The 23,277-nt window shown below is 63.0% G+C and carries 14 protein-coding genes; 8 read left to right on the top strand and 6 right to left on the bottom strand.

From position 1 onward, the window contains the following. The first annotated feature begins 96 nt into the window (after positions 1–96). Positions 97–1,587 carry a succinate CoA transferase gene (locus Q7P63_13750; protein ID MDP0501153.1) on the top strand — a complete coding sequence of 497 codons (1,491 nt, stop codon included), beginning with the start codon at positions 97–99 and terminating at the stop codon, positions 1,585–1,587. 218 nt (positions 1,588–1,805) lie between these two features. Here Q7P63_13750 and Q7P63_13745 read toward each other — a convergent pair whose 3' ends face one another. The 6 genes from Q7P63_13745 to Q7P63_13720 all read right to left on the bottom strand — a co-directional run bounded on the left by Q7P63_13745 (position 1,806) and on the right by Q7P63_13720 (position 14,460). Beyond that, positions 1,806–4,772, bottom strand: coding sequence for a glycoside hydrolase N-terminal domain-containing protein (locus Q7P63_13745; GenBank protein ID MDP0501152.1), 2,967 nt, complete (start codon positions 4,770–4,772; stop codon positions 1,806–1,808). Between the two features lie 140 nt (positions 4,773–4,912). After that, positions 4,913–6,346, bottom strand: coding sequence for a pectate lyase (locus Q7P63_13740; GenBank protein MDP0501151.1), 1,434 nt, complete (start codon positions 6,344–6,346; stop codon positions 4,913–4,915). A 148-nt stretch (positions 6,347–6,494) separates the two neighbouring features. Continuing rightward, on the bottom strand, positions 6,495–7,175 hold the full coding sequence (locus Q7P63_13735) for a hypothetical protein (GenBank protein MDP0501150.1): 681 nt from the start codon (positions 7,173–7,175) through the stop codon (positions 6,495–6,497). A gap of 29 nt (positions 7,176–7,204) precedes the next feature. Next, positions 7,205–11,362, bottom strand: a complete 4,158-nt coding sequence (locus Q7P63_13730; GenBank protein ID MDP0501149.1) for a hypothetical protein — start codon at positions 11,360–11,362, stop codon at positions 7,205–7,207. Positions 11,363–11,557: 195 nt separating this feature from the next. Further along, positions 11,558–13,426: a right-handed parallel beta-helix repeat-containing protein gene (locus tag Q7P63_13725; protein ID MDP0501148.1), complete on the bottom strand. Its 1,869-nt coding sequence runs from the start codon at positions 13,424–13,426 to the stop codon at positions 11,558–11,560. Between the two features lie 185 nt (positions 13,427–13,611). After that, positions 13,612–14,460 carry a helix-turn-helix domain-containing protein gene (locus Q7P63_13720; protein MDP0501147.1) on the bottom strand — a complete coding sequence of 283 codons (849 nt, stop codon included), beginning with the start codon at positions 14,458–14,460 and terminating at the stop codon, positions 13,612–13,614. A 158-nt stretch (positions 14,461–14,618) separates the two neighbouring features. On the opposite strand from Q7P63_13720, the gene Q7P63_13715 reads away from it, so the two are divergent. The 7 genes from Q7P63_13715 (at position 14,619) to Q7P63_13685 (ending at position 23,260) form a co-directional block, all read left to right on the top strand. Further along, positions 14,619–16,040 (top strand): L-fucose/L-arabinose isomerase family protein, encoded by a 1,422-nt coding sequence (locus Q7P63_13715; GenBank protein ID MDP0501146.1) that lies wholly within the window; start codon positions 14,619–14,621, stop codon positions 16,038–16,040. Positions 16,041–16,047: 7 nt separating this feature from the next. Next, positions 16,048–16,899 carry a transketolase gene (locus Q7P63_13710; GenBank protein MDP0501145.1) on the top strand — a complete coding sequence of 284 codons (852 nt, stop codon included), beginning with the start codon at positions 16,048–16,050 and terminating at the stop codon, positions 16,897–16,899. Between the two features lie 17 nt (positions 16,900–16,916). Beyond that, positions 16,917–17,897 carry a transketolase C-terminal domain-containing protein gene (locus tag Q7P63_13705; GenBank protein MDP0501144.1) on the top strand — a complete coding sequence of 327 codons (981 nt, stop codon included), beginning with the start codon at positions 16,917–16,919 and terminating at the stop codon, positions 17,895–17,897. Between the two features lie 67 nt (positions 17,898–17,964). After that, the gene (gene glpK / locus Q7P63_13700; protein MDP0501143.1) at positions 17,965–19,455 is read left to right on the top strand and encodes a glycerol kinase GlpK; all 1,491 of its coding nucleotides are present in this window, start codon (positions 17,965–17,967) and stop codon (positions 19,453–19,455) included. A gap of 6 nt (positions 19,456–19,461) precedes the next feature. Then, the gene (locus Q7P63_13695; protein MDP0501142.1) at positions 19,462–21,513 is read left to right on the top strand and encodes a glycoside hydrolase family 127 protein; all 2,052 of its coding nucleotides are present in this window, start codon (positions 19,462–19,464) and stop codon (positions 21,511–21,513) included. 48 nt (positions 21,514–21,561) lie between these two features. After that, positions 21,562–23,046, top strand: a complete 1,485-nt coding sequence (locus tag Q7P63_13690) for a hypothetical protein (GenBank protein ID MDP0501141.1) — start codon at positions 21,562–21,564, stop codon at positions 23,044–23,046. Positions 23,047–23,050: 4 nt separating this feature from the next. Further along, the gene (locus tag Q7P63_13685) at positions 23,051–23,260 is read left to right on the top strand and encodes a hypothetical protein (GenBank protein MDP0501140.1); all 210 of its coding nucleotides are present in this window, start codon (positions 23,051–23,053) and stop codon (positions 23,258–23,260) included. The last annotated feature ends 17 nt before the right edge of the window (positions 23,261–23,277 follow it).

The raw sequence follows: 23,277 nt of genomic DNA, 5'->3' as shown, positions 1-23,277 counted from the left end.
CGCTCGATTATGCGCTTGAAGACTGTAGCTTGCCTTAATAGAAATTCTCACATCTTAAGCACTTCTAATAAGGAAATACCCAGAATGAAGACTGCCATGCCCTACACCGAAATGACCCCGGAGGAAGCCGCCTCGCTGATCCAGCACGGCCAGACGATCGGGTTCAGCGGGTTTACCCCGGCGGGCGCCGCCAAGGTCGTGTCCCGCGCCCTCGCTGCACGCGCCCGGGCTGAACATGAAGCGGGTCGCCCCTTCCAGGTGGGCGTCGTCACCGGTGCCTCCACCGGGCAGTCTCTCGACGGGGTGCTGGCCGAGGCCGACGCGATTGCCTGGCGCACGCCCTACCAAAGCAACGGCTCGCTGCGCAAGGCGATCAACGAGGGGCGCACGCGCTTCTTCGACATGCACCTTTCGCTGCTCCAGCAGTGGGTGCGCTACGGCTTCCTCGGCAAGTTCCACTGGGCCATCGTCGAAGCCGCCGAAGTGACGCCCGATGGCGAGATCACGCTGACTTCCAGCGTCGGCGCCGCCAACACCTTCCTCAATCAGGCGGAAAAGGTGATCATCGAGATCAACCGCTTCCACCCGAAGTCCCTCTACGGCCTGCACGACATTTATGAGCCGGAAGATCCGCCCCGCCGTCGCGAGATCCCCGTCTTCAGCGTGCGCCAGCGCTGCGGCTCCCCGGTGGTGAAGATCGACCCCAACAAGATCGTGGGCGTCGTCTACAACGACATGGCCGACGAGGTGGCGGGCTTCAAGGACTCCGACCCGATCACCAACAAGATCGGGCAGAATGTGGCCGACTTCCTCGCCGCCGAAATGCGCGCAGGCCGCATCCCCCGCGAGTTCCTGCCCATCCAGAGCGGTGTGGGCAACATCGCCAACGCCGTGCTCGGCGCGATGGGCGAACACCCGGAGATCCCCGCCTTCGAAATGTATAGCGAGGTGATCCAGGACAGCGTGATCGGCCTGATGGAGGCCGACCGCATCAAGTTTGCCAGCGGCACCTCCTTGACGATCAACGAGGAGCTGATGCGGAAGGTCTACGACAATTTCGACTTCTTCCGCCGTCGCATGATCCTGCGCCCGCAGGAAATCTCCAACAACCCGGAAGTCGTGCGCCGCCTCGGCGTCATCACGATCAACACCGCGATCGAGGTCGACATCTTCGGCAACGTCAACTCCACCCACATCATGGGCAACGACATGATGAACGGGATCGGCGGCAGCGGCGACTTTACCCGCAACGCCTACATCTCCGTCTTCACCTGCCCCAGCCTGGCCAAGAAGGGTGCCATCAGCCCCATCGTGCCGCTCTGCAGCCACCTCGACCACAGCGAGCACAGCGTGCAGGTGGTGGTGACCGAGCAGGGCGTGGCCGACCTGCGGGGCAAGGACCCGCACGAGCGCGCGCTGGAGATCATCAACAAGTGCGCCCACCCGGACTACCGCGACGTGCTGCGCGGCTACTCCAAGGACGTGCAAGGCGGCCACACGCCGCAGACGCTCGACCGCGCCTTCAAGATGCACCAGCGCTTCCTCGAAACCGGCTCCATGGCCGGCACCGAGTGGAGCAGCAAGTAGCGCGCACCGCAGCTTTATCTTCCCGACTATCCCCCCAGCTGCCGGACCCGCAAGGTCCGGCAGCTTCTTTTTGGCCCGGGCCGAGAGGCAGACGCCGACTCCAGTCGCCCAAAAAGAACAGAGGGTGCCGCCTCCAAAAGGCGGCACCCTCAATTACTACCTAGTAAGCCCCCCGGCTTACCATTTACACTCCCCAATCTCTTGGGTCAAAATCGGCCTCAATCGACGCTGGCCGGGCTCCAGTAGTAGAACTGGACGCCACTGGGGGCCGGCTGTTCGATGCGGACGTCGCCGTCTTGCACGGACACATCGGAGGCGGAAAGGTTTACGGGCTGCCAGTTCTCGGCATCGGCGGAAGCGACGAGCGAGAGATCGAGCACGATCTTGCCGTCTTGCACCGCGATCAACGGGGCGGCGGCCAGCGCTTCAAGTTGCTCGCGGGTGTAGAGACCCACGGCTTGGGCGTTGGCCTGGAGCACGGCCATGAGCGAGCTGGAGTCGACCAGCGGGTCGAAGCCGAGGCTGGCGAGGGCGACTTCCACCCCGTCGTCGATGCCGTCACCGTCGGTATCGGCTTCGGTCGGGTCGGTGGAATACATGGTGATCTCGACGCCGTCTTCGATGCCGTCGCCGTCGGTGTCGGCCTTCAGCGGGTCGGTGCCGGTGTCGGTCGGCGAGACGTAGACGCCGGTGTTGGTCTCGACCGAGTCGAGCAGGCCGTCGTTATCGCTGTCGATAGGGCCCGAATAGGGCTCACCAGCAGCCACCGCATAGGTCTGGCCGGCAATGGCGTTAAACTGGTAGACGCCGGTTTCGACTTCCGGGGCGGAGACGAGGTTGCCGTCGAGCTTCACGTTGAGCGGCGTGGCCGAGCGCACGCGCGCAGTGCCAGAGTCCACCGCATGGATGGTCGCTTCGGTCATCGCACCGTTTTCCCAGGTGATGTCGACTTCGTAGCCGCCGCGGGCCTTGAGGCCTTTGACGCTACCGGAGGCGAGGGCGCTGGGGAGCGCGGGCAGCAGCTCGATCTCGCCGCGGTCGCTCTGCAGGAACATTTGTGCGACACCGGCGGCCGAGCCCATATTGCCGTCGATCTGGTTTTCGCCGCCTTTGCGGGAGAAGACCATATTGTCGGTATGGGACTTGGCGAAGAGGTTCGCGAGGATGCGGAAAGCGTGGTCGCCCTCGCCCATCGAGGTGCGCAGGCACATTTTCCAGGCCTGGCTCCAGGAAGTGTTGTTGGTGCCGTCGCCCTTGCGGTCGAGGCTTACCTTGACGGCTTCGGCAAATTCGGGCGTATGCTGCGGGGTGATCTCGTCGCCCGGGAACATCGCGACGAGCGGCGAAAGGTGGCGGTGCTGGTCGTTGGGCGAGTCGACGTCTTCCAGCCACTCCTGCAACTGACCAAAGCGGCCGATCATGTTGGGCGGCAGGCGGTCGCGGTTACTGATCCACTGGGCGCGCAGGTCGGCATCCACATCGAGGATTTCGCTCGCCTCGATCATGTAGTTGTAGAGGCCGCGGATGAGCTGGTTGTCCATCGTGGTGCCGGCCACGATTTCGCCTTCGTCGCCCAGACCGGTCTGGGGCTGCTCGGGCGAGTGGGTCGGGTTGGTCACGAGCCAGCTGTTGTAGCCTTCGCGCGGGTCTTCGACGAGGAAGTCGTCGAAGAACAGAGTCGCGCCCTTCATCAGCGGGTAAATTTCCTGCAGGATCGCGGGATCCTTGCTGTATTGGTAATGCCACCACAGGTGCATGCTGAGCCACGCACCGCCGGAAGGCCAGAGGCCGCCGGGGTTGTTGATCGGGGCTGCACCGCGCCAGAGGTCGGTATTGTGGTGGACCATCCAGCCGTCGGCCCCGTAGTGGCGCTCGGCGACCTTTTGGCCCGACTCGGTCAGGTCGCGCACGAGATCGACCATGGGCACGTGGGTCTCGCTCAAATTACCGATCTCAGCCAACCAGTAGTTCATCTCCTGGTTGATGTTGAGCGTCATCTTGCTCTCCCATGACGGGTTGAGTTCGTTGTTCCACTTGCCCTGGAGGTTTAATGGCTGAGAACCCGCACGGGAGCCGGTGATGAGCATGTATCGGCCCATCTGCAAGCTCAGCTCGACGAGGTTGACGTCCTGCGAAAGTGCAGCGACGCGGGCAGCCTCGGTATTGGCGCTGGCGTCGATCGCATCGAGGCGCTGATCGATCGGCAGGTTGTCCTTGGACGGGCCGTCGAGGTCGAGGCTCACGCGGTCGAAGAGCTCCTCGAAGTCTTCGAGGTGGTCGGCCCGGATGGCGTCGTAGTTCTTGCCGTCGATCGCATTGAGCACGGCGAGGGTACGGGCTTCGGGGTCGGCGGAGAGGTCGTCGAAGCTCTCGACGTTGGACGCCACGCTCATGATCAGCGTCACGCTGTTGGCGCCCGCCACGGAAATGCTGTTCCCGCTGGGGGTGACGGTGCCGCCGTCGTTGAGGATGCGCACGCGCGACTGGAAGTGCACGTCGCTCGTCTGGTTGCGGCGGGTGTCCACGTCGACGTTGACTTGCGCGTCGAGCACGAGCTGGTTGCCCTCGGTCGAAACGCTGCTGCGGGTGTGCTGCGTATCGAGGCCGTAGGAAAAGGTGAGGGAGCCCGGCTGGCTGGCGGTCAGGCGCACCACGATCACCTGGTCCGGGTAGCTGGCGAACATCTCCCGGGTGTAGGTGACGCCGCCGCTGGTGTACTGGACGCTGGTGGTGCCGGTCTCGAGGTCGAGCGCACGCTTGTAGTCGCTCGTGCTGCCGTGGTTGAAATTGAGGCGCAGGTTGCCGGCCGGCTGGTAGGGGCTCTGCCGCAGCGGGATCGACATGAAATTGTCGCGCGCGGCGAGGTTCCAGGCGTTGACGCCTTCGCCCTTCCAGACGTATTCGCGGATGTCGTCGAGCCAATCGACTGCACCGGGTTGCGAGTAATCGTTGACGGTGCCCGCCCAGACGGTGTCTTCGTTGAACTGAATGATTTCCTGCGAGGTGCCGCCGTAGATGAGGGCGGCCAGCTTGCCGTTACCAATGGGCAAGGCTTCGTTGGAAGTCTGTGAAGAAGAGTACGTCGCGGGGCTGTTCAGGAAGAAGCTGAGGGGGCCGGCCGACAGGCTGGCGGCAAAGCTGCAGCCAAGCAGCACCGCGCGCACGGAGTTACGGGAGAAAGACATGCGTGAGTTCTGGGGGGGAAGGGTAGTAGCTAAAAAACCCCGAAGGGGACGGGGTGCATCAAGCCAATCCAACCCAGAAGCTTCGGTCAAATGAAATCCCTATGAATCTTCAAAAAATCGCGTTACAATTTCATGAATCTTCACCTCGCTTGCGCTGAAGGCAAATGCGCCACGAGACCGTTGAGGTAGTCCTCCAGCGCGGTGTAGCCGTCGCCATCGCGGTCGAGGTTACGGTCCGCCGGATCGGCGGGGTCGAGGCCGTGGGCTTCCTCCCAGGCATCAGGCATCCCGTCGTGGTCCCGATCTGCGGGGGCCTCGGCCGAGCGGAGTTCCGGCCAGCCGCCCACCTGCTCCTGCGAGTCGATGAGGCCGTGGTCGCCAAAGTGGTAGGTGCCGTCGCGAACTTCCTGCACCACCCGGGCGTCGACGGCATCGCGCGTGGGGAAGACGGCGCCCGCCTCGGCCAGCACCTGGGCGTAGGCCTCTTCCGCGCTCTGCGCAGCGATGGGCGGCAGCGGTACGGGCTCGGCCCGGCGGGCGCTTTCGGGGATGGTTTCGCCTTTACTCACGTGCATCCCGCGCCAGTTGTCGGCCGTCGTCTGCTCGGAGGCGGTGGTAATGTTGCCGGCGACGTAGAACTCGCTGTAGTAGCCGTCGACCGGGGTGGGGTTGAAGATGCGGGCGGCGGTGCGCTCGGGCGTGGCGGGCCCGGCTTTATAGTAATTGCCCACGATGTTGTAGCGCGAGGGCAGGCCGTCGCTGCGGGGCTCGCCAGCGTAGGCGCTGTTGATCGTCCAGTTGTAGATCACGTTGTTGCGCAGGTCCGTCTCTTCACGCTGGAAATCGGTGCCGTCGATCGTGCGGGGCATACCGCGGCTGCCGTTGAGCCGGGGATTGCGCGATGAGTGGTGCGCCAGGAGATTATGGTGAAAGGTGGTGCCCTGCCCGCCCCAGATACCACCATAGCCGTGGGCGTCCTTGGGGTGCAGCGACTCGCGCAGGCTTTCCGAAACGATGCACCATTGCAGGGTAAAGCGGGTGTTGAAATAGGCGCTGGCCGCTTCGTCGATGGACCACGAGAAGGTGCAGTGGTCGATGATCACACGGTCGGTGCCGCCGACGGAGAGCGCATCGCGGCCGCTCGCCCCTTCCGGCCCTCCCCGGTCGCCCACCCGCACGCGCAGGAAGCGGATGATCACGTTGTCGGCTGCGACGTTGAGGGTGTAATTGGCGAGGCAAATGCCGTCGCCCGGGGCCGTCTGGCCGGCGATGGTCAAATCACCCTCGCGGATCCGGAGGTTCGACTCCAGCGGGATGGTGCCGGAGACGCGAAAAACGATCGTGCGCGGCCCTTTGGCCTCGACTGCCGCGCGCAGGCTGCCCGGCCCGTCGTCGTGCAGGTTCGTGACTTCATAGACCGCCCCACCCCGCCCTCCGGTAGCCTCCCGGCCCGCTCCTTCCGCGCCGGGGAAGGCCGGTATCTGCGGCGTAGCCTGGCCAAACATACTGCCCCCTGCACCGAGCAGGGCCAGCGAAGCAAACACTGGTAAACGAAGCGAATGGGGATCCAGCATAATCGTAGTAGATGGGGTTGCCTCCAGAGCTTGGCCGCCTCGGGCAACTTTCGCGAGCCGCACGGGCGTCAACGTGTTGACTAGTGAGCACAAAAAAGCCGTCTGCCCGCTAAGGCGATACGGCTGGGGAAGAAAAGGAGAGTTTCTTCTACCAATCTGGCGCACCACTAAAACCGGCACCCTGTAGATAGCTTGAGATACGGCTCAACGAGGTGGAGAAGTCACGCAGCTCCTTGTCCAGCGCCACACTTTGCTGGGTCAGCAAATTGATCGTCGGAATGTTCTGCTGGTAGGCTTCCACCGTAGGGGTAGTTCCGACCGCAGCCAGTAACTCGGCGTAAGTCTCTCCATAGATTTCGACTTGCCGCTGCAGATCGGCAATCTCCACTCTCAAGCTGCGCAGCGAGTTTTTTTGAATGCGACGAAGCTCACCTGACGAATGTCCAATATAATTGATTTGGTAGATGCTCCCCATCTCGGAAAGCTTTTGCCAAAACTCGGTCGGGTCCGCCGAATCAAATGAACGACTCAACCGCTGCATTGCGTTAGCAAATTCGCTGAAGCGCGGGTAAGCGTTAGCTACTGTCGCCATCGCCTCCTGCGGATTGGAAGCACTGCCGTCTGCCAGCGAAGTCATCGCCGTGCGGGCCGCATACATTGTATCCAGGAGGTTGAGCGGCTGTGAAGTTTGCCCCACGGAGGAACGGCCACTTTCAGCGTTGTCGCCACCCGTTGTTTCACAGCCGGTGAAGCCCACCAGCGGCCCCAGGAACAGGGCGAGAAGGGCCACAGCCCTCAGACCGTGGCTTTTATTTTTCAGGAGTATCATAGGAGAAGATAGGTGTGCCGGAACGCTATCTAACGTGTAGATCCTTGGCGAGCCCGAATATAAAACGGCGTCGTGTCCAAGCCGTCCACCGGGAGCTCCTGCAGCTCGCCCGTGCCTTCCACGTTCCGCCAGAATTCCCAGGTTTCAAGGTCGGCGGAGGTTTCGAGCACATAAGGCGCACCATTGAGACCCTCGAACCAGATTTTGAGGCCGGTCGTCTCAATGGTGAGATCGACGTAGGGGCGATCGGGTTCGTTAGGGTTGCTGCCGTAGAGATTGACTTCCTCCCCATCGAGCAGGCCATCCCCGTCACTGTCTGGGTTGTTCGCATCCGTGCCCGTATCGGTTTCCGATACGTAGACGCCGGTGCCTGTTTCGTAGATGTCGGCCAGCCCGTCGTTGTCGGTGTCAAGCGGTGCACTGTCGCCAATGTAGGTGAGGACAAGATTGTTACCCGATACGGAAACACTGAAGCCTTCGGGCACTGCTTGGAAGCTGCCGCTGACACTGCCGGCTGATGCGATTGTCCAGCTTGTATTGGAGGCCGGCACATAACCATCAAGCAGATTGACGCTCAGGTTACCATCCAGCGAGAGGCCATTCCCCACCGACAGCTTGTCCGCCGAGGATCCATTCGCAATATCGATCGCGAGAGTACCGCCAGAATGGATCCACATGTCGCCGCCCACGGAGGTGGTGCCAATTCGAGAAATCCCCGAGGCGTCTCCATCCAATGCAGCATGAATTGTGACCGCTTCCGCACTCCTCCCCGGCGCAAGGGTGCCCTTGACCGAGAGGTTACTGTTGATGGAGCGGACATGCAGGGTGCCACTGTTAAAATTCAGGCCGAGGCTCGAGTTCCAAACCACCGTATCGACATCCAAGATGCCCCCGTCCAGGACGTAGGGGTCTCCATTGAGCGTCAGCATGTCGTCAACGATGACAACACCTCCGGTCTGAGTGATGGTGCCAGCCCCTTCTATTGACGTCGGGTTGCCGGTCAAGTCGAGTTTCCCGAGCACATGCAGCCAACCGCCGCTGATCTGCAACTCGCCGCTGTTCGCCACCTCAAGGGCACCCACCATCTGGCCAGGGCTATCGAGCGTCATGGTCACGCCGTCGATCAAGGCTGCGTCGTAGTGCGAAGGCTGCCAGTCCTGGCTCCAGTTGGCGTAGACTTCGAAGCGCCCGCTCTTGTCCGCCACCAGCGTTGCCGGGGCCGGGAAGGCGCCGAGGGCATTCACAAACTCCTCGATGTCGGTGTAGGTGTCGCGGTCGGAATCGCCGTTGGCGCTGGCCACGTTCGGGTCGAGGCCCATCGCCTTTTCCCAAGCGTCCGGTAAGCCGTCGCCGTCGGTATCGTAACCAGCCGGGCGTGCATAGTCACCCGTGCCGCCTACCCCGCCGTGGCGAGTTGCCGAGCGCTTGGCCATCAGGTCGTTCCACTCGGTGCCATGCCACGGATCGGCGAAGTCGATGATCAAGCCGGTAACAGTCGCCGTCTCCTCAAAGATGCGGGCATCGATCGGGTGGCGGTTGTTCCAGTTGGCCCCGGCAAAGCTCACGACACGGTCGAAAGCGTCACGGGCTGGCAGCGTCGTGCCATAGTAGGGCACTTCACTGAAGGGCTGGGCTTGTCGTGTGAGCGAGGTGAAGGCACTCGACACCCCGGCCTCGGTCACGAGCTGGAAGTCGTCCGCGTCGCCGTCCTTGTTGCGGTCGATCATGTTGCCCGCGTGGTAGACGAGCGTCAGGGCCGTGTCGTTGCCGGAGAAGACTCCCGTGCCACCATCCACCAGGTGCAAACCGGTATCGGCCCCACCAATGGGGTCCCAGCCGCCGTTGCCTGCGAGATAGAAGTTGTTGACGAAATTGGCTTGCGCCGGCTGGCCACCCGCGCCTGTCCCAGCCGTGCCGAGCCAGTTGTAGACCACATTGTTACGGAAGTCGACATAGGCGCCGCGCGTCGGATCGGTCAGCTTGCTGACTTCGGTGCCGATGCGGGGCAAACGGCCCTTCTGGTGCGCGTAAAGATTGTTGACGATACTGACCTTGGCGTCGGTGCCCGGCTGGGCCAGCGAACCGAGGGCGTGGCCGGTGTATTTGACGCCACTCGCCTCCGCATCGGCCTGCGGGTAATTCTGACCTTGCGAGATGCTGCTGTACTGGATCGTCACATGGTCCGCACGTTCGTCGACCGAGATGGTTTCGTCGGTCGCAAAAATGGTCGTAACGTGGTCGACCATCACTTTGTGCGACGAGACATTCATCGCATCGTAGGTAAAGGAATCGGGCAAATCATCCGACTGCGGGGTGAAGCCGCGACCGCCATAGCCCGGAGCGATGATCAGGTTGCGCACGATCAGGTTTTCTCCGCCCGTCTTGAGGCCACCGCCGGCGATCACGATGCCGCCGGGTGCCGTCTGGCCGGCAATGGTGATGTGCGAGCCCGCCGTAATCGGATCTTGGGTATCCCAGCCCACGTTGTTGACGGATGCGCGCTGGCCGAGCCAGATTGTGCCGCCCACATCGAAGACGATCACCCGGGGCTGCACCACGCCGTCGACCGTAAAGTTGGCGTCGTTGAGGCCGTAGGGGAGCGTGCCGGGGGTGTTGCTGCGGTCGCCGTCGATTTCGCCGTCGAGGCTCGTCACGTGATAGACGATACCGCCACGACCGCCGCTGGTATAGCGGCCGGCGCCATCGGCACCTGGGAACGCAGGGGCCGCGCTCAGCGGGAGCGGGTCCGCCCCATCGAGCGCGCCGTCGCCGTCGGTGTCAGGGTTCAGAGGATCGGTGCCGGCCAATGCCTCCTCTTCGTCAGTAGAGCCATCGTTATCGTCATCGAGGTCGGCATTGTTTCCTATGCCATCACCATCGGTATCGGCCCATTCCTCAGGATCGAGCGGGAAGACGTCATCCGGGTCATCAATGCCGTCGCTATCGGTATCGGCCTTCAGCGGGTCGGTCCCGGCCGCGACCTCATCGACATCTGGAATGCCGTCGTCGTCGTCGTCGAGGTCGGCATTATTGCCGATGCCATCGCCATCGGTGTCAGCCCATTCGCTGCTGTCCAGCGGGAAAGCGTCTTCACCGTCGATGACGCCATCCAGATCGGAATCCGCGTAAGTCGGGAAGGTACCGAGGATCGCCTCTTCAGCGTCGGTCAGGCCATCATTGTCATCGTCGGGGTCATCCGCATCCAGGATGCCGTCATTATCGTCGTCCGGGTCGTCGACGTCCGGGATGCCGTCGCCGTCGCCGTCATCCAGCTTGCTCGGCGTAACCGAAGCCCAGGTGCGACCGAGGCGAATTTCGTCGAACTCCATCTGCGATGCCGGAGCCACGGCGGTGCCCGCGGAGGCCTGTAGTCCAATCGCCGCAAAATCCGCGCCTTTGAGTGCGTATGCCGCACCGCTACTGGTGATATTTTGCGACACGGGCGCATTCACGCCCTCATCCCCCAATTGGGGGTTGGTAAAGAGCGAGACCTTGGTCCCGACTGCTCCACCGCCAGCATCGATAAAGTCGAAGCGCACCACGACAAAGGTCACTTGATCATCGGGGGTATTGGAATCAACCGTCGTGGACTTGCTGGCGACCTGCCAGCTCTGGTAATTGCGCACAGTTGTAGGCGTGGCGCTCAGTTGGTCCAACGGGTGCCCGATTAAAGCATTGGCAGTGGTTGTGCCTGCTTTCTGAACGGAAACGCCCGCAGGAATAGGGTAGACCGTCTTGAAACGCAGCGGCAACGTACCCCAATCGGGATCATTGATGTCCGCCTTTTGGCCAACATTCCGCGCGATGAACGAGAGGTAGACGGTGTCGCCGATGTTGCCGGTCACCTGGCTGGCGAGATTGCGCCAGAGGCCGAGGTTGGAGCCTTCGCCGGTGGCCAGCACCGAGCGACCGCCAATTTCGAGGCGGTAACCGGAAGCATCGCGATAAAACATGCCCGCCTGGCGGATAGTGGCGTCGCCCCCTTGGTTGGTGGCCCAGCCGCTACCCCAGCCCGTACCGCCGTTGTAGGTGCCGGTGGCGGTTAGCTCGGCACCGACGGCATAGTCGAAGCCTTCGTAGGCAATCAGATCGTTGGAGCCTTGGCCAAACGCCCAAACCGGCGCCATCGTGATCAAGGCCCAGCACGTGGAAACGCGGGCAGGGCGGATGAGGGAACTTTTTAACATACCGAGGAGAGTAGTGGAAGGGGCACCCCGCTCTGATGCAGTCGCCCTACTACTCGACCTTGGGGAGGGCCGAGAGCCAGACAGGGGTAACTGCGCGGGGTTTACCCCACAGCCTTGCATTTCGGGTAAGCGAACGCAATGGGATTTTTCATGCCTCGTTCATGAAATCCCACTACGTTTCGCGAGCGCTCGCCCCTATTTCACGGTCGCAAACTGCAGCAACGAACGGTATTCACCCTGCAGGCCCGCGTTTTCGCGCACTTCGTCACTGACGTCGGGCCCGTTGTTGCGCCAGACATTGCCGGGCCCGTTGGCATTGGTGGAAAACTTGATCCCCTCGGCCCAGTTGTTCTCGATCGTAATGTTGGCGGAGCCCTCGTCGAGGTAGATGTAGGACCAGTGGTAGGGGTCGTGCACGAAGGGCGGGCGGTAGATGGTGTGGACTGCGTTGCCGCTGATCACGGTGTTGGGCTGGTTGGAGAGCGTATAGATGCCACCCGTGTCGTACATGGCCTTGCCGAAGTGGTGGATGTGGTTGTTTTGCACGCGGTTGTCGCGCATCACCGTCTCGGTGCGCGTCCAGCCCCAGCCGAGGCTGATCCCGGAGTAGGCCACATCGGAAATCTCGTTGTGCGCGATCTCGATTTCGCTCACGTAGCCGGCCGCAACGCCCACGCAGCCCCAGTCGTCGTGCGCCACGTCGTTGACGAGGTTGTTGACGAAGCGGGTGCCGACGCAGTGGTCGACTTCCGGAGCGCGGTTGTAGGGGATGTGGGTCTCGACGCCTTCTTCCTGGAAGGGGCCGACGACAAAGCCGTTGCCGCCGATGTCGCGGAAGACGTTGCCCTCCACCGTGTCGTGCTTGGCACCGATCACGTAATCGAGGCCGCTGGAGGCGAGGTGTTCAAAGAAGCAGCCACGGAAGGCCGTGCCTTGGGTGTAACGCAGCTCGACGGCACCCGGCTTGCGGCCCACCCAGGCCTGATTCTCAAGACCCGCCTTGTCTTCCGTGCCGGGCTGCTTGAGCTTGTAGGCCTCATACATATAGAAGCCGGCCTGCAGGGGCACGTAGCCAAACTCCGAAGGGCGCATCCAGGTGGTGTGCGAAAATTGCAGGCCTTCGAACTCCACGTGCTCGACCGGCCAACCCGGCGCACCGGCCACCTCGACCAGCGTTTCCAGCACCGGCGCGATCACCTCGGCTTTGGCCGGCGTCTCACCCGCGCGCGGGTAGTAGTAGACCTTCCCGCTCTTCGGATCTTGATACCACTCGCCGGGCTCGTCGACGAACTCGAGACGGTTGGCGAGGTAGTAGGCGGAGTTACCGTATTCTTCGTTGATCACCACCGGCGGCCAGGGGTGCTCGAACTGCACTTGATGCTCGGGCTGGTGAAACTGCAGGCGCGCCTCGTCGCCGTCGATCTCGATGGACTTCACGCGCAGGATCGCGATGGCCCACATCTGGTGGATCACAAATTCGAGCCCGGCCGGTTCGCCGAGGCCTTCGACGGCGCTGGCCTCGATCACGCCCACCTCGTTCTCCTTGTCCCAGGCGAGCACGCGGTGCAGGTCTTCGCCATCGGCCTCGCGGGCACGCTGGCCGCGCTCGCCGTTGATCCAGAGGTTGCGGAACTGGAGCGGACGGTCGCCCACGAGCGGCGCATCAGCCACCCACAGGGGCGAATTGGCCTGCTGCTGCCAGCCTTCGAGCGACACACCGCCGGAAATAACCGGGCGCTCGCCCTCGGCCGCCGCGAACACGGTGGGGCTCTCGGCGGTGCCGGAGTCTTCCCAACGCACGAGCATGGGCTGGTCGAGCCGGTAGGTGCCGCCACGGATGACGATGCGGATGCCTTCGGCGATGGCCGGATCCTTCAGGCGGCGCAGGTCGCGGGCCTGCCGCTGAGCGCGTTCTATCGTGGCCAACGGGGCGTCTTGAGTGCCAGCTTGGGCGTCGTCACCATCGGGCGAGACCCAGATTTCGTGGGGTTGGGCCGCGAGCGGCGTCACCAGGCAGCCCAAGAGCGCGGCGAGCGAGAAGAAGCGTGTCGGGGATGTCGTCATAGGGGAAAGGGATTGAAAGGTCTTTTATTAGCCGCAGATGGACGCAGATTTACGCGGATAAAGGCAGAAATACTGGATCAAAAATGTGTTCTGTGCAGAGCTGGGGTCAAAGGTGGGCGAAAGGTGTAAGTAGCCTTGGGTTTCATCATTATATGCGTAAATCTGCGTTCATCTGCGGCTGAAAATTAAACCTTCACGGCGTGCTGTCGGCGGTATTCGCGGGGCGTCACGCCGCAGGTCTTGCGGAAGGCGTCGTTGAAGCGGCTGAGGGAGCTGAAGCCGGACTCGAGCGCGAGGTCGACGATCTTGCGGTCGGTGGTGGCCAATAAACGCTGCGCATGCGAAACGCGGTGGTGCAACAAATAATCCATCAGGGTGGTGCCGAAAGCGGTGCGAAAGAGGCCCATGGCGTAGTTCGGGTGCAGCTCCACCGCGCCGGCGATTGCCTCGACGGTCAGCGGCTCGGTGTAGCGGCGGGCGATGAAGAGGGCCATTTGCTCCGCCTTGTTCAACCCGCCCTCGGCCAGATTGGTCGCACGATCGGGTGCAGAATCGGTCGGGTGGGTCAGCGCGAGGCGGCGCAGGCGGGCCTCCATCTCGGCGAGGGCCACTTGCTGGGGCTCCGTGCCGGGCAGGCCCAGATCGCGCTCCCACTGCTCCACGAGGCGCAGGTCCAGCTCGCGGCGAGCGGGGTCGAGCTCCTGCACCATCTCGCCGCGCAAGAGGGGCTGGACGATGCGCTCGGGCAGGCGAAATTGCAGGAACCACGCAAAGGGGATCGTGACGACGAAATAGCCGGCGTTTTCGCTGAAATCGATGATCTGGTGCGGGATAGCGGCCCAGAAGAGGCTGAGCTGCCCGGCCTCGACCTGCACCTTGCCTGCGCCCAGCAGGTAGGTGACGGAGCCTTCCCACAGCAGGTTCAGCTCGATCTCGTTGTGGTGGTCGGGCCGCTTCATCAGCGAGGGCACCCAACGGACGCAGGTGAATCCGTAGGGCGCGAAGTCGGGGCGGCTGGGATCAAAATGAAACACGCGTGGCGATCAGACCTTAGTATCCGGGGAGAATCAACGAATATTCGGGTGGAACAAGCGCGATGCTTATTCTATGATACCCGTGAGTTCCAAGCTGGATGAATTCTATTGAAAATCCAGCCTATCCTGCCATTTCATTAAACTTCACTGCTTTTTTCATGAAAAACACCCCGTTTGCCCTTGGTGTCATTTTTGGCAACCGCGACTTCTTTCCGGATCGGCTGGTCCCCGAAGCCCGCGAAGACGTCAGTAAGCTGTTGGCCGAAATGGGCATCGAAGCGGTCATGCTCGATGAATCGACCACGAAGCTCGGCGGCGTAGAGACGCATGCCGACGCGCGCGCCTGCGCCGAACTCTTCCGCGCCAATCGCGACAAGATCGGTGGCGTGCTCGTGTGCCTGCCCAACTTTGGCGACGAAAAGGGCGTGGCCGACACGCTCAAGCTGGCCGGCCTCAACGTGCCCGTGCTCATCCAGGGCTACCCGGACGACCTGAACCGCCTCGACGTGATCCGCCGCCGCGACGCCTTCTGCGGCAAGATCTCCGTCTGCAACAACCTGCGCCAGGCCGGTATCCCCTACTCGCTCACCACGCAGCACGTCGTCCACCCCACCTCCCCCATTTTCCGCGCCGACCTCGAGCGCTTCCTGGGCGTCTGCCGCGTGGTGCGCGGCATGAAGGGCGTCCGCATCGGTGCCGTGGGTGCCCGCCCGGGCGCTTTCAACACCGTGCGCTACAGCGAGAAGATCCTCGAGCGCAACGGCATCTCCGTCACCACGGTCGACCTCTCCGAAATCCTCGGCAGCGCCCAGAAGATCGGTGAACAGGACCAGCGCCTCCTCGCCAAGATCGCGGAGATGAACGCCTACGCCGACACCACCAGCGTGCCCAGCCCCAAGATGGTCCAGATGGCCCGCCTCGGCGTGGTGCTCGATGAATTCGTGACGGCCAACGCGCTCGACGCCACCGCCATCCAGTGCTGGACCTCCGTGCAGCAAAACCACGGCTGCAACGTGTGCACCAGCATGAGCATGATGAGCGAGAACTTCCTGCCCAGCGCCTGCGAAGTCGACGTGACCGGCGTGTTGACCATGTATGCCATGCAGCTCGCCTCCAACTCCCCCAGCGCACTGGTGGACTGGAACAACAACTACGGCGACGACCTCGACAAGTGCGTGCTCTTCCACTGCGGCAACTGGGCCAAGTCGTTCCTCGACAAGGCCAAGGTTTCGACCGCGCCGATCCTCGGCACCACGGTGGGCGAAGAGAACACCTATGGCGCGCTCGACGGCCGCACCCCGGCAGCCCCGCTGACCTACGGCCGCATCACGACCGACGACATCAACGGCACCATCCGCGCCTACGTCGGCCAGGGCCAGTTGACCAATGACGAGCTGAAGACCTTCGGCAACCGTGCGGTCGCCCAGGTGCCGCAGCTCCAGCGCCTGATGCGCTACATCTGCGAAGAAGGATTTGAACACCATGTGGTGATGAACGCCTCCCATACGGCCGGCATCCTCGAGGAAGCCTTCGCCAAGTATCTCGGCTGGGGCGTCTACCACCACGCATCGGAAGCCTAAAGAGACCATGCCAACCCAAGCGCTCACTGACCAAGACCTCGCCCGGAAGTCGCTGCAATATCGCCGCGACGTCCTGCGTTGGATCTCGCATGCCGGCGCCGGCCACACCGGCGGCAGCCTCTCGTGCCTGGATATCCTCAACGTCCTCTACAACCGGATCCTCAACGTCTCCCCCGAGACCTTCAAGGACCCGATGCGGGACCGCTATATCCAGAGCAAGGGCCACTCCGTGGAGGCACTCTTCGTCGTATTGGCGGACAAGGGCTTCTACAAGGCAGAGGAGCTCGAACAGCTCTGCTGCTACAACTCGCACTTCGTCGGCCACCCCACCCGCAAGATCCCGGGCGTGGAGCAAAACACGGGCGCCCTGGGCCACGGCCTGCCGATCGCGGTCGGCAACGCCATCGCCGCCAAGCTCGACGATGCGCCCTACCGCGTCTTTACGCTGATGGGCGACGGCGAGCTGGCCGAAGGCTCGAACTGGGAAGCCGCCCTCGCGGGTGCCCACTACGGCCTCGACAACCTCACCGCCATCATCGACTGCAACCACCTGCAGATCACCGGCCCCACCAGCGCCGTGATGAACAACGAGCCGCTGGTCGACAAGTGGGAAGCCTTCGGCTGGGCCGTGCGCCGCATCGACGGCCACGACTACGCCGCCCTCACCGACGCCCTCAAGGGGCCGCTCGAACCGGGCAAGCCCAACATGATCATTGCCGACACCATCAAGGGTAAGGGTATCAGCTTTATGGAAAACGCCGGACAGTGGCACCACAAGGTGCCGACCGCTGACGAATTGAGCCGCGCCTACGCCGAAATCGACGCAGCCCTCGCCCAACTGGAGGTGGTTTCCGCATGAGCGCCCCCGCCCCCTCCATGTACAGCCCGGCGGCCAAGGCCGTCGCGGAAAAGCTGGGCCTGAAAAAGGGCCGCGCCAACCTCGAAGTTTTCGCCGACGTGATGCTCGAGCTGGGCAAGGCCGATCGCTCGATCATCGCGGTGACGAGCGACTCGCGCGGCTCGGGCAAGCTGAAGCCCTTTGGCGACGCCCTGCCCAAGCAGATCGTCGAAATCGGCATCGCCGAGCAGAACCTCGTGGGCGTCGCCGCCGGCCTCGCCTCGGGTGACAAGAACGTGTTCGCCGTGTCCCCCGCCTGCTTCCTCACCGCCCGTTCGCTGGAGCAGATCAAGAACGACATCTGCTACTCCGACCACCCGGTGACGGTCGTGGGCATCAGCGCCGGCGTCAGCTACGGCGCGCTCGGCACCACGCACCACTCGCTGCACGACTTTGCCGTGCTGCGCGCGATCAACAACATCACGATCGTGGCCCCGGGCGACAACTACGAGGCCGCCGAAGCCGTCAAGGCCGCCGCCGCGCACAACAAGCCCGTCTACCTCCGCTTCGGCAAGGCCGCGCTTTACGACCTGCCCGCGACGGACAAGCCCTTCAAGCTCGGCGAAGCCCGCGTGCTCCGCGAAGGCAGCGACCTGGCCTTCCTCGCCACCGGCGAAGCGACGATCCACGCGCTGCTCGCCGCCGCCTACCTCGAGGAAAACGGCGGTTACAAGTGCCGCGTCGTCAGCCTCCCCTCGGTCAAGCCGCTCGATACGGAAGCCGTGCTGGCAGCAGCCGGCGACTGCGGTCGCGTGGTGACGGTGGAAGAGCACATGGTCAACGGCGGCCTGGGCGAAGCCTGTGCCTCGGTGATCGCGCAATCGGGCTTGCCCTGCAAGTTCCGCATCGTCGGCATCCCCGACGAGTATACGGTGACGGGCAGCCAGTCCGACATCTTCCGCCATTACGGGATTTCGATGGAGGGCCTCAGCGATGTGGCCCGCGAAATCCTCGGTTAGGTTTGTTTATATTTTCCCCACCGCTCCCTGTTCCCCGCAGGGAGCGTCCCCTTTTTCTGAAGCCCCGATGTTATTCCTCGCCCTCGATCAGAGTACCTCGGCGACGAAAGCCCTCCTGTTTGACCGGGAGGGCCGCGTCGTAGATAAAGTTTCGCGCGAGCACACGCAGCACTTCCCCCGGCCCGGCTGGGTGGAGCACGATGCCGAGGAGATCTGGCAGAATACGCTGATCGTGCTCAAGACGCTGCTGGAGCGCCACCGCGAACACCGCAAGGAGATCCGCAGCCTCAGCATCTGCAACCAGCGCGAGACGACGGTCGTGTTCGACCGGGCATCGGGCAAGCCTCTGCGCCGCGCCATCGTGTGGCAGTGCCGCCGCAGCGTCGACATCTGCAAGGCACACCGCGCGGCAGGCCATGAGGAAACCATCCAGCGCAAGACGGGCCTGCTCGTCGACGCCTACTTCTCGGCCTCCAAGCTGCAGTGGCTGGTCGAAAACGAGCCGCAGATCGGCGCCGCGCTCGAATCGGGTCAGGCCTGCGCCAGCACGATCGACGCCTACCTCGTCCACCGCCTGACGGGCGGCGAGGTCTTCGCGACCGACCACACCAACGCCTCCCGCACCCTGCTTTTCGACATCTCCACCCGCCAGTGGGACGACGAGCTGTGCGGCCTCTTCGGTGTGCCCCGCCAGTCGCTGCCGGAAGTGCGCGAGTGCACGGCCCATTTTGGCGAAACGACCCTCGGCGGCGCGCTGGAGCAGCCGATCCCGATCGTGGGTGTAATGGGCGACTCGCAGGCCTCCCTTTTTGCTCAGCGTTGCTACGAGCCCGGCGGTGCCAAGGTCACCTTCGGCACGGGCTCTTCCATCCTGCTCAACATCGGCCACGAGATCGTCCCGGCCCCCAAGGGCGTCGTCACCACGCTCGCCTGGGTGCACAACGGCGTGCCTACCTACGCCTTCGAAGGCATCATCATCAGCTCCGCTTCCACGCTGGTGTGGCTGAAGGACCAGTTGGGGCTGATCCACGATATCGCCGAGTGCGAAGAAATGGCGACGCAACTGGAAGACAATGGCGGGGTTTACCTGGTCCCCGCGTTCTCCGGTCTCGGTTTGCCGCACTGGGCTCCCGCCGCCAAGGCAGCGATCGTCGGCCTCACCAGCCAGAGCGACCGCCGCCACCTGGCCCGGGCGGGCCTCGAATCCATTGCCTACCAGATCCGGGATGCGCTCGATGCCATGTGCAACGACGACATCCAGGTCGCCCAGCTCTACGGGGATGGCGGCCCGACTGCGAATCGCTTCCTCATGCAATTTGTGGCCGACCTCGTCGGCGTCGAACTGAGCATCAACACCGTGTCGGAGTGCTCGCCCCTCGGGGCCGTGCTCGCCGGCATGCTGGGCCAAGGCGAATTCGACTCCCTGGACGCGATCGCCGCCTCCCCGCGCTACGATATCCGTTATGAACCCGTCAACAATGGCAGTGCCACTTCCGAGGCCTACCTCGGCTGGCAAGCCGCCGTACAGCAACTTCTCAACTCCCCTTCTTCCTCCTAAATAATCATGTATAAAGCGTTCTCCCTCTTAGCCCTTTGCAGTGTCGGCAGCCTCGTTTCGGCCGCCGGCGGACCTTTGGTAGATACCTCCAATTCCCCGCACACCACCCAATACATGGTCGACATCGACGATGTGCATTGGAACGGAGGCTTCTGGGGGGAGCGCTTTGAAGTGCTCCAAGATTCGATGATCCCCTACATGTGGGATCTCTTCCAGGACGACTACGAAAGCCACGCCTGGTCCAACTATCTCCTCGCCGCCGGTCTCGGCAATGGTCGCGACGGCCACTTCCACGGCCCCCCCTTCAACGACGGCGACTTCCTCAAGTGGTTCGAATCCGTCGCTCAGGTCTACGCGGTGACGAAGGACCCGGAGCTGGACAAGCTGATGGACGAGATCATCGAAGTAGTCGGCAAGGCCCAGCGTGAAGACGGCTACCTGCACACGAAGGTGATCATCCCGCAGCGCCAGGGCGTCGCCGGAGCTCATGAATTCGAGGACCGCGAGCACTTCGAGACCTACAACATGGGTCACTTGATCACTGCGGGCATCATCCACTACCGCGCTACCGGCAAGCGCACGATGCTCGATCTGGGCATCAAGGCGGCCGACTACATCGAAGGCCTCGCCGACAACGTGCCCGAAGAGCTGGCCCTCAACGCCATCTGCCCCTCGCACTACATGGGCGTGATGGAGCTCTACCGCGTGACGGGTGAGGAGCGCTACCTGCGCCTGGGCGAGAAGATGATCGACATCCGCAACCTCGTGCCCGAGGACGTGGGCAGCGATCACAATCAGGATGCCCAGCCCTTCCGCGAGCAGACGGAGGCCGTGGGCCACGCCGTGCGCGCCAACTACCTCTACGCGGGCGTCGCCGACGTGGTGGCCGAGAATGGCGACGACACTCTGATGCAGCCGCTCGACCTCATCGCCGACAATGTAGCCAACCAGAAGCTCTACATTACCGGCATGACGGGTGCGCTCTACGACGGCGCCTCCCCCAACGGCTCTTCCCAGCACTCGCAGATCAAGCTCGTCCACCAGGCGTACGGCATGAACTACGAGCTGCCCAACACCACCGCCTACAACGAGACCTGCGCCACCATCGGCTACAACCTGTGGAACTGGCGCATGCTCACCCTTACGGGCGACGCCTCTTACGCCGATCTCTACGAGCGCACGCTCTACAATGGCGTGATGCCGGGCATCAGCCTCGAAGGCACCCATTTCTTCTACGTCAACGCGCTGCGCAAGAGCCAGGACTTCCCGGTCGACATGCGCTGGTCGCGCGAACGCACGCCCAACATCAAGTCGAGCTTCTGCTGCCCGCCCAACGTGTTGCGCACCATCGCCGAGACGCATAACTACTTCTACGGCCTCTCCGACGACACCCTGTGGGTCCACCTCTACGGCGCCAACACCCTCGATACCGAGTGGAAGAACGGCGACCGCATCAAGCTGCGCCAGGAAACGGATTATCCGTGGGCCGGCGCGGTGAAGCTGGTGATCGAAGAGGCCCCGGCCAAGGAAACGACGCTGAAGCTGCGTATCCCCGAGTGGTCGAAGGCCAAGACCAACCGCCTGCTCGTCAACGGCAAGGCCGTGAAGGCCGACCTCGAGCCTGGTACCTACTACGATCTGGAGCGCGAGTTCCAAGCCGGCGACGAGGTGCTGCTCGACATCGGTTTTGAAGTGACGCTCTACGAAGCCCACCCGCACGTCGAAGATTCCCGCAACCAGGTGGCCGTGCAATACGGCCCGCTCGTCTACTGCGTGGAGTCCAACGACTTGCCCGAGGGCGTGGACATCGACCGTATCGCGGTCGACCCGAAGGCGACATCCAAGGCCAAGTTTGGCGAGATGCACATCGTCAACACCACGGTCAAAACCATCACCATTCCCGCCCTGCAGCTGCCGGACGAAGAATGGGATCTGCAAACGCTCTATCGTCCAGTCTCGACGGCGAAGCCCAAGACGTTCAACCTCACGCTGATTCCCTACTACGCCTGGGATAATCGCGGCGACACCGAGATGACCGTCTGGATCCCCCGCCGCTAGACCTGGGCTCCCTTACCCCCGACTCCCACCAACAGGTCACCCTGCAATATGAGCCAACCCGAATCCTCCTCGCTCGTCGATCGCCTCGACGCGCTCTATGAGTATGATCGCGAGCCGATCAAGGAAAACAAGCTGCACGGCCACAAGACGTTCATCGCGATGTTCGCGGGTGAGCACGTGGCCGGCACCGAGCTGGTCCTCGGGCCGTTGATGCTGGCTCATGGTGTCACGGCCAAGGACTTCTTCCTTGGTTTGATCGTGGGCAACCTGCTCGCCGTCTTGAGCTGGGCGCTGATCTGCGCCCCCATTGCGGTGAAGACGCGCCTGACGATCTACTGGCAGTTGAAGAAGATTGCAGGCCCCTACCTCATGGTGATCTACAGCGCCCTGTATGCGGTGGTGCTGTGCTTGTTGGCGGGAGCGATGGTGCAGGTATCGACCTCGGCGGTCTCCCTGCTCTTCCCCGCGATTCATAATCCGGAGTCGAGCGCGTGGCTGGCCAGCCCGAGCTGGATTACCCTGGCCGTCTTCGTCGGGGCCGTCATCGCAGTGCTCGCGGTGCTCGGCTTCGAGAAGCTGGCGCACTTTTCCAAGATCTGCGCGCCCTGGATGGCGCTCGTTTTCGCCGCTTGCGGCATCGCAGTGCTGCCCCAGCTGGGCGTAACCGGCCTGGGCGACCTCTGGACGGTCTTCGACGAGAAGATCTTCACGGGCGTGCCCTTCGAGGGCTTCTCGAAGTATACCTTCTGGCACGTGGCGGGCTTTGCCTGGCTGTGCAATGCCGCCCAACACTTGGGCATGAGCGATATCACCATCTTCCGCTACGCCAAGAAGTGGACGAGTGGCTTCGCCTCCGCCTTCGGGATGTATATCGGCCACTTCATGGCCTGGATCTCCTCCGCCCTGCTCTGCGCGGCCTATGTCAAGATCAACGAAGGTGCCACGAGCTTCCCCCCTGGTGAGATCGGCTTCCTCGGCGCGGGCCTCGCTGGTGCCATCCTGGTGGTGATCGCCGGCTGGACGACCGCCAACCCCACGCTCTACCGCGCCGGCCTGGCCATCCAGGTGGCGACGCCCAACTGGCAACGCTGGCAGGTGACCTTCCTCGCCGGTGGCGTGATGATCGTGCTGGCCTGTATCCCGGCCCTGCTCAAGAGCCTCGACCTCGTGGTGGCCTCCTACGGCCTCTTCTTCCTGCCCTTCGGCGCCTGTGTGTTGATGGATTACTGGGTGCTGCCCAAGATCGGGCTGAAGCGCAACTTCGCCGAGCTGGCCAACATCGGCTTCAGCTGGCCCACCTTTGTCGCCTGGATCGGCAGCTTCCTGCCCCTCTGGCTGCTCTGGGCCAAGGACAACGTGGCCTTCCTCAAGTGGATCAACGACATCGTGCCCGGCTTCATTGCCGACTTGCACGTGGAGCTGATGTTCCTTGCCCTGCCCGCCTGGATCGCCGCCATGATCCTGTATGTGGTCTGCTCGACGATCCAGCAGAAGAACGCCCCCGCCCACCTCACCCAAACCGCCCAGGCCTAAGCCCATGAAACAGATCCTTCCCTACATCTCCTACGTGGGCCTGGCCCTCTCGATCATCCCCCCGGTGCTCGTATTCATGGGTGTGATCGACATCGACTTCCATTACACGCTGATGGCCGTCGGCATGCTGCTGTGGTTCGGCACCGCGCCGTTCTGGATGAAGCCGACCGACCTGGAAGAAAAAGAACCCGAAGAAACCACCGGCCGCATCTAGCGCGGCCCTTTTCCATC

Source organism: Verrucomicrobiota bacterium JB022 (assembly GCA_030673845.1).
Classification (GTDB): Bacteria; Verrucomicrobiota; Verrucomicrobiia; order Opitutales; family Oceanipulchritudinaceae; genus WOUP01.
Note: the sequence above shows the minus strand (reverse complement) of the source record. Positions and strands in the feature narration are given on the sequence as shown.

Bases quoted from the DNA above. Each gene is read 5' to 3' on its own strand.
- glpK (MDP0501143.1), top strand. From the start codon at position 17,965: ATGTTATTCCTCGCCCTCGATCAGAGTACCTCGGCGACGAAAGCCCTC.
- Q7P63_13745 (MDP0501152.1), bottom strand. From the start codon at position 4,772: ATGTCTTTCTCCCGTAACTCCGTGCGCGCGGTGCTGCTTGGCTGCAGC.
- Q7P63_13725 (MDP0501148.1), bottom strand. From the start codon at position 13,426: ATGACGACATCCCCGACACGCTTCTTCTCGCTCGCCGCGCTCTTGGGC.
- Q7P63_13690 (MDP0501141.1), top strand. From the start codon at position 21,562: ATGAGCCAACCCGAATCCTCCTCGCTCGTCGATCGCCTCGACGCGCTC.
- Q7P63_13750 (MDP0501153.1), top strand. From the start codon at position 97: ATGCCCTACACCGAAATGACCCCGGAGGAAGCCGCCTCGCTGATCCAG.
- Q7P63_13740 (MDP0501151.1), bottom strand. From the start codon at position 6,346: ATGCTGGATCCCCATTCGCTTCGTTTACCAGTGTTTGCTTCGCTGGCC.
- Q7P63_13715 (MDP0501146.1), top strand. From the start codon at position 14,619: ATGAAAAACACCCCGTTTGCCCTTGGTGTCATTTTTGGCAACCGCGAC.
- Q7P63_13705 (MDP0501144.1), top strand. From the start codon at position 16,917: ATGTACAGCCCGGCGGCCAAGGCCGTCGCGGAAAAGCTGGGCCTGAAA.
- Q7P63_13735 (MDP0501150.1), bottom strand. From the start codon at position 7,175: ATGATACTCCTGAAAAATAAAAGCCACGGTCTGAGGGCTGTGGCCCTT.
- Q7P63_13685 (MDP0501140.1), top strand. From the start codon at position 23,051: ATGAAACAGATCCTTCCCTACATCTCCTACGTGGGCCTGGCCCTCTCG.
- Q7P63_13710 (MDP0501145.1), top strand. From the start codon at position 16,048: ATGCCAACCCAAGCGCTCACTGACCAAGACCTCGCCCGGAAGTCGCTG.
- Q7P63_13730 (MDP0501149.1), bottom strand. From the start codon at position 11,362: ATGTTAAAAAGTTCCCTCATCCGCCCTGCCCGCGTTTCCACGTGCTGG.
- Q7P63_13695 (MDP0501142.1), top strand. From the start codon at position 19,462: ATGTATAAAGCGTTCTCCCTCTTAGCCCTTTGCAGTGTCGGCAGCCTC.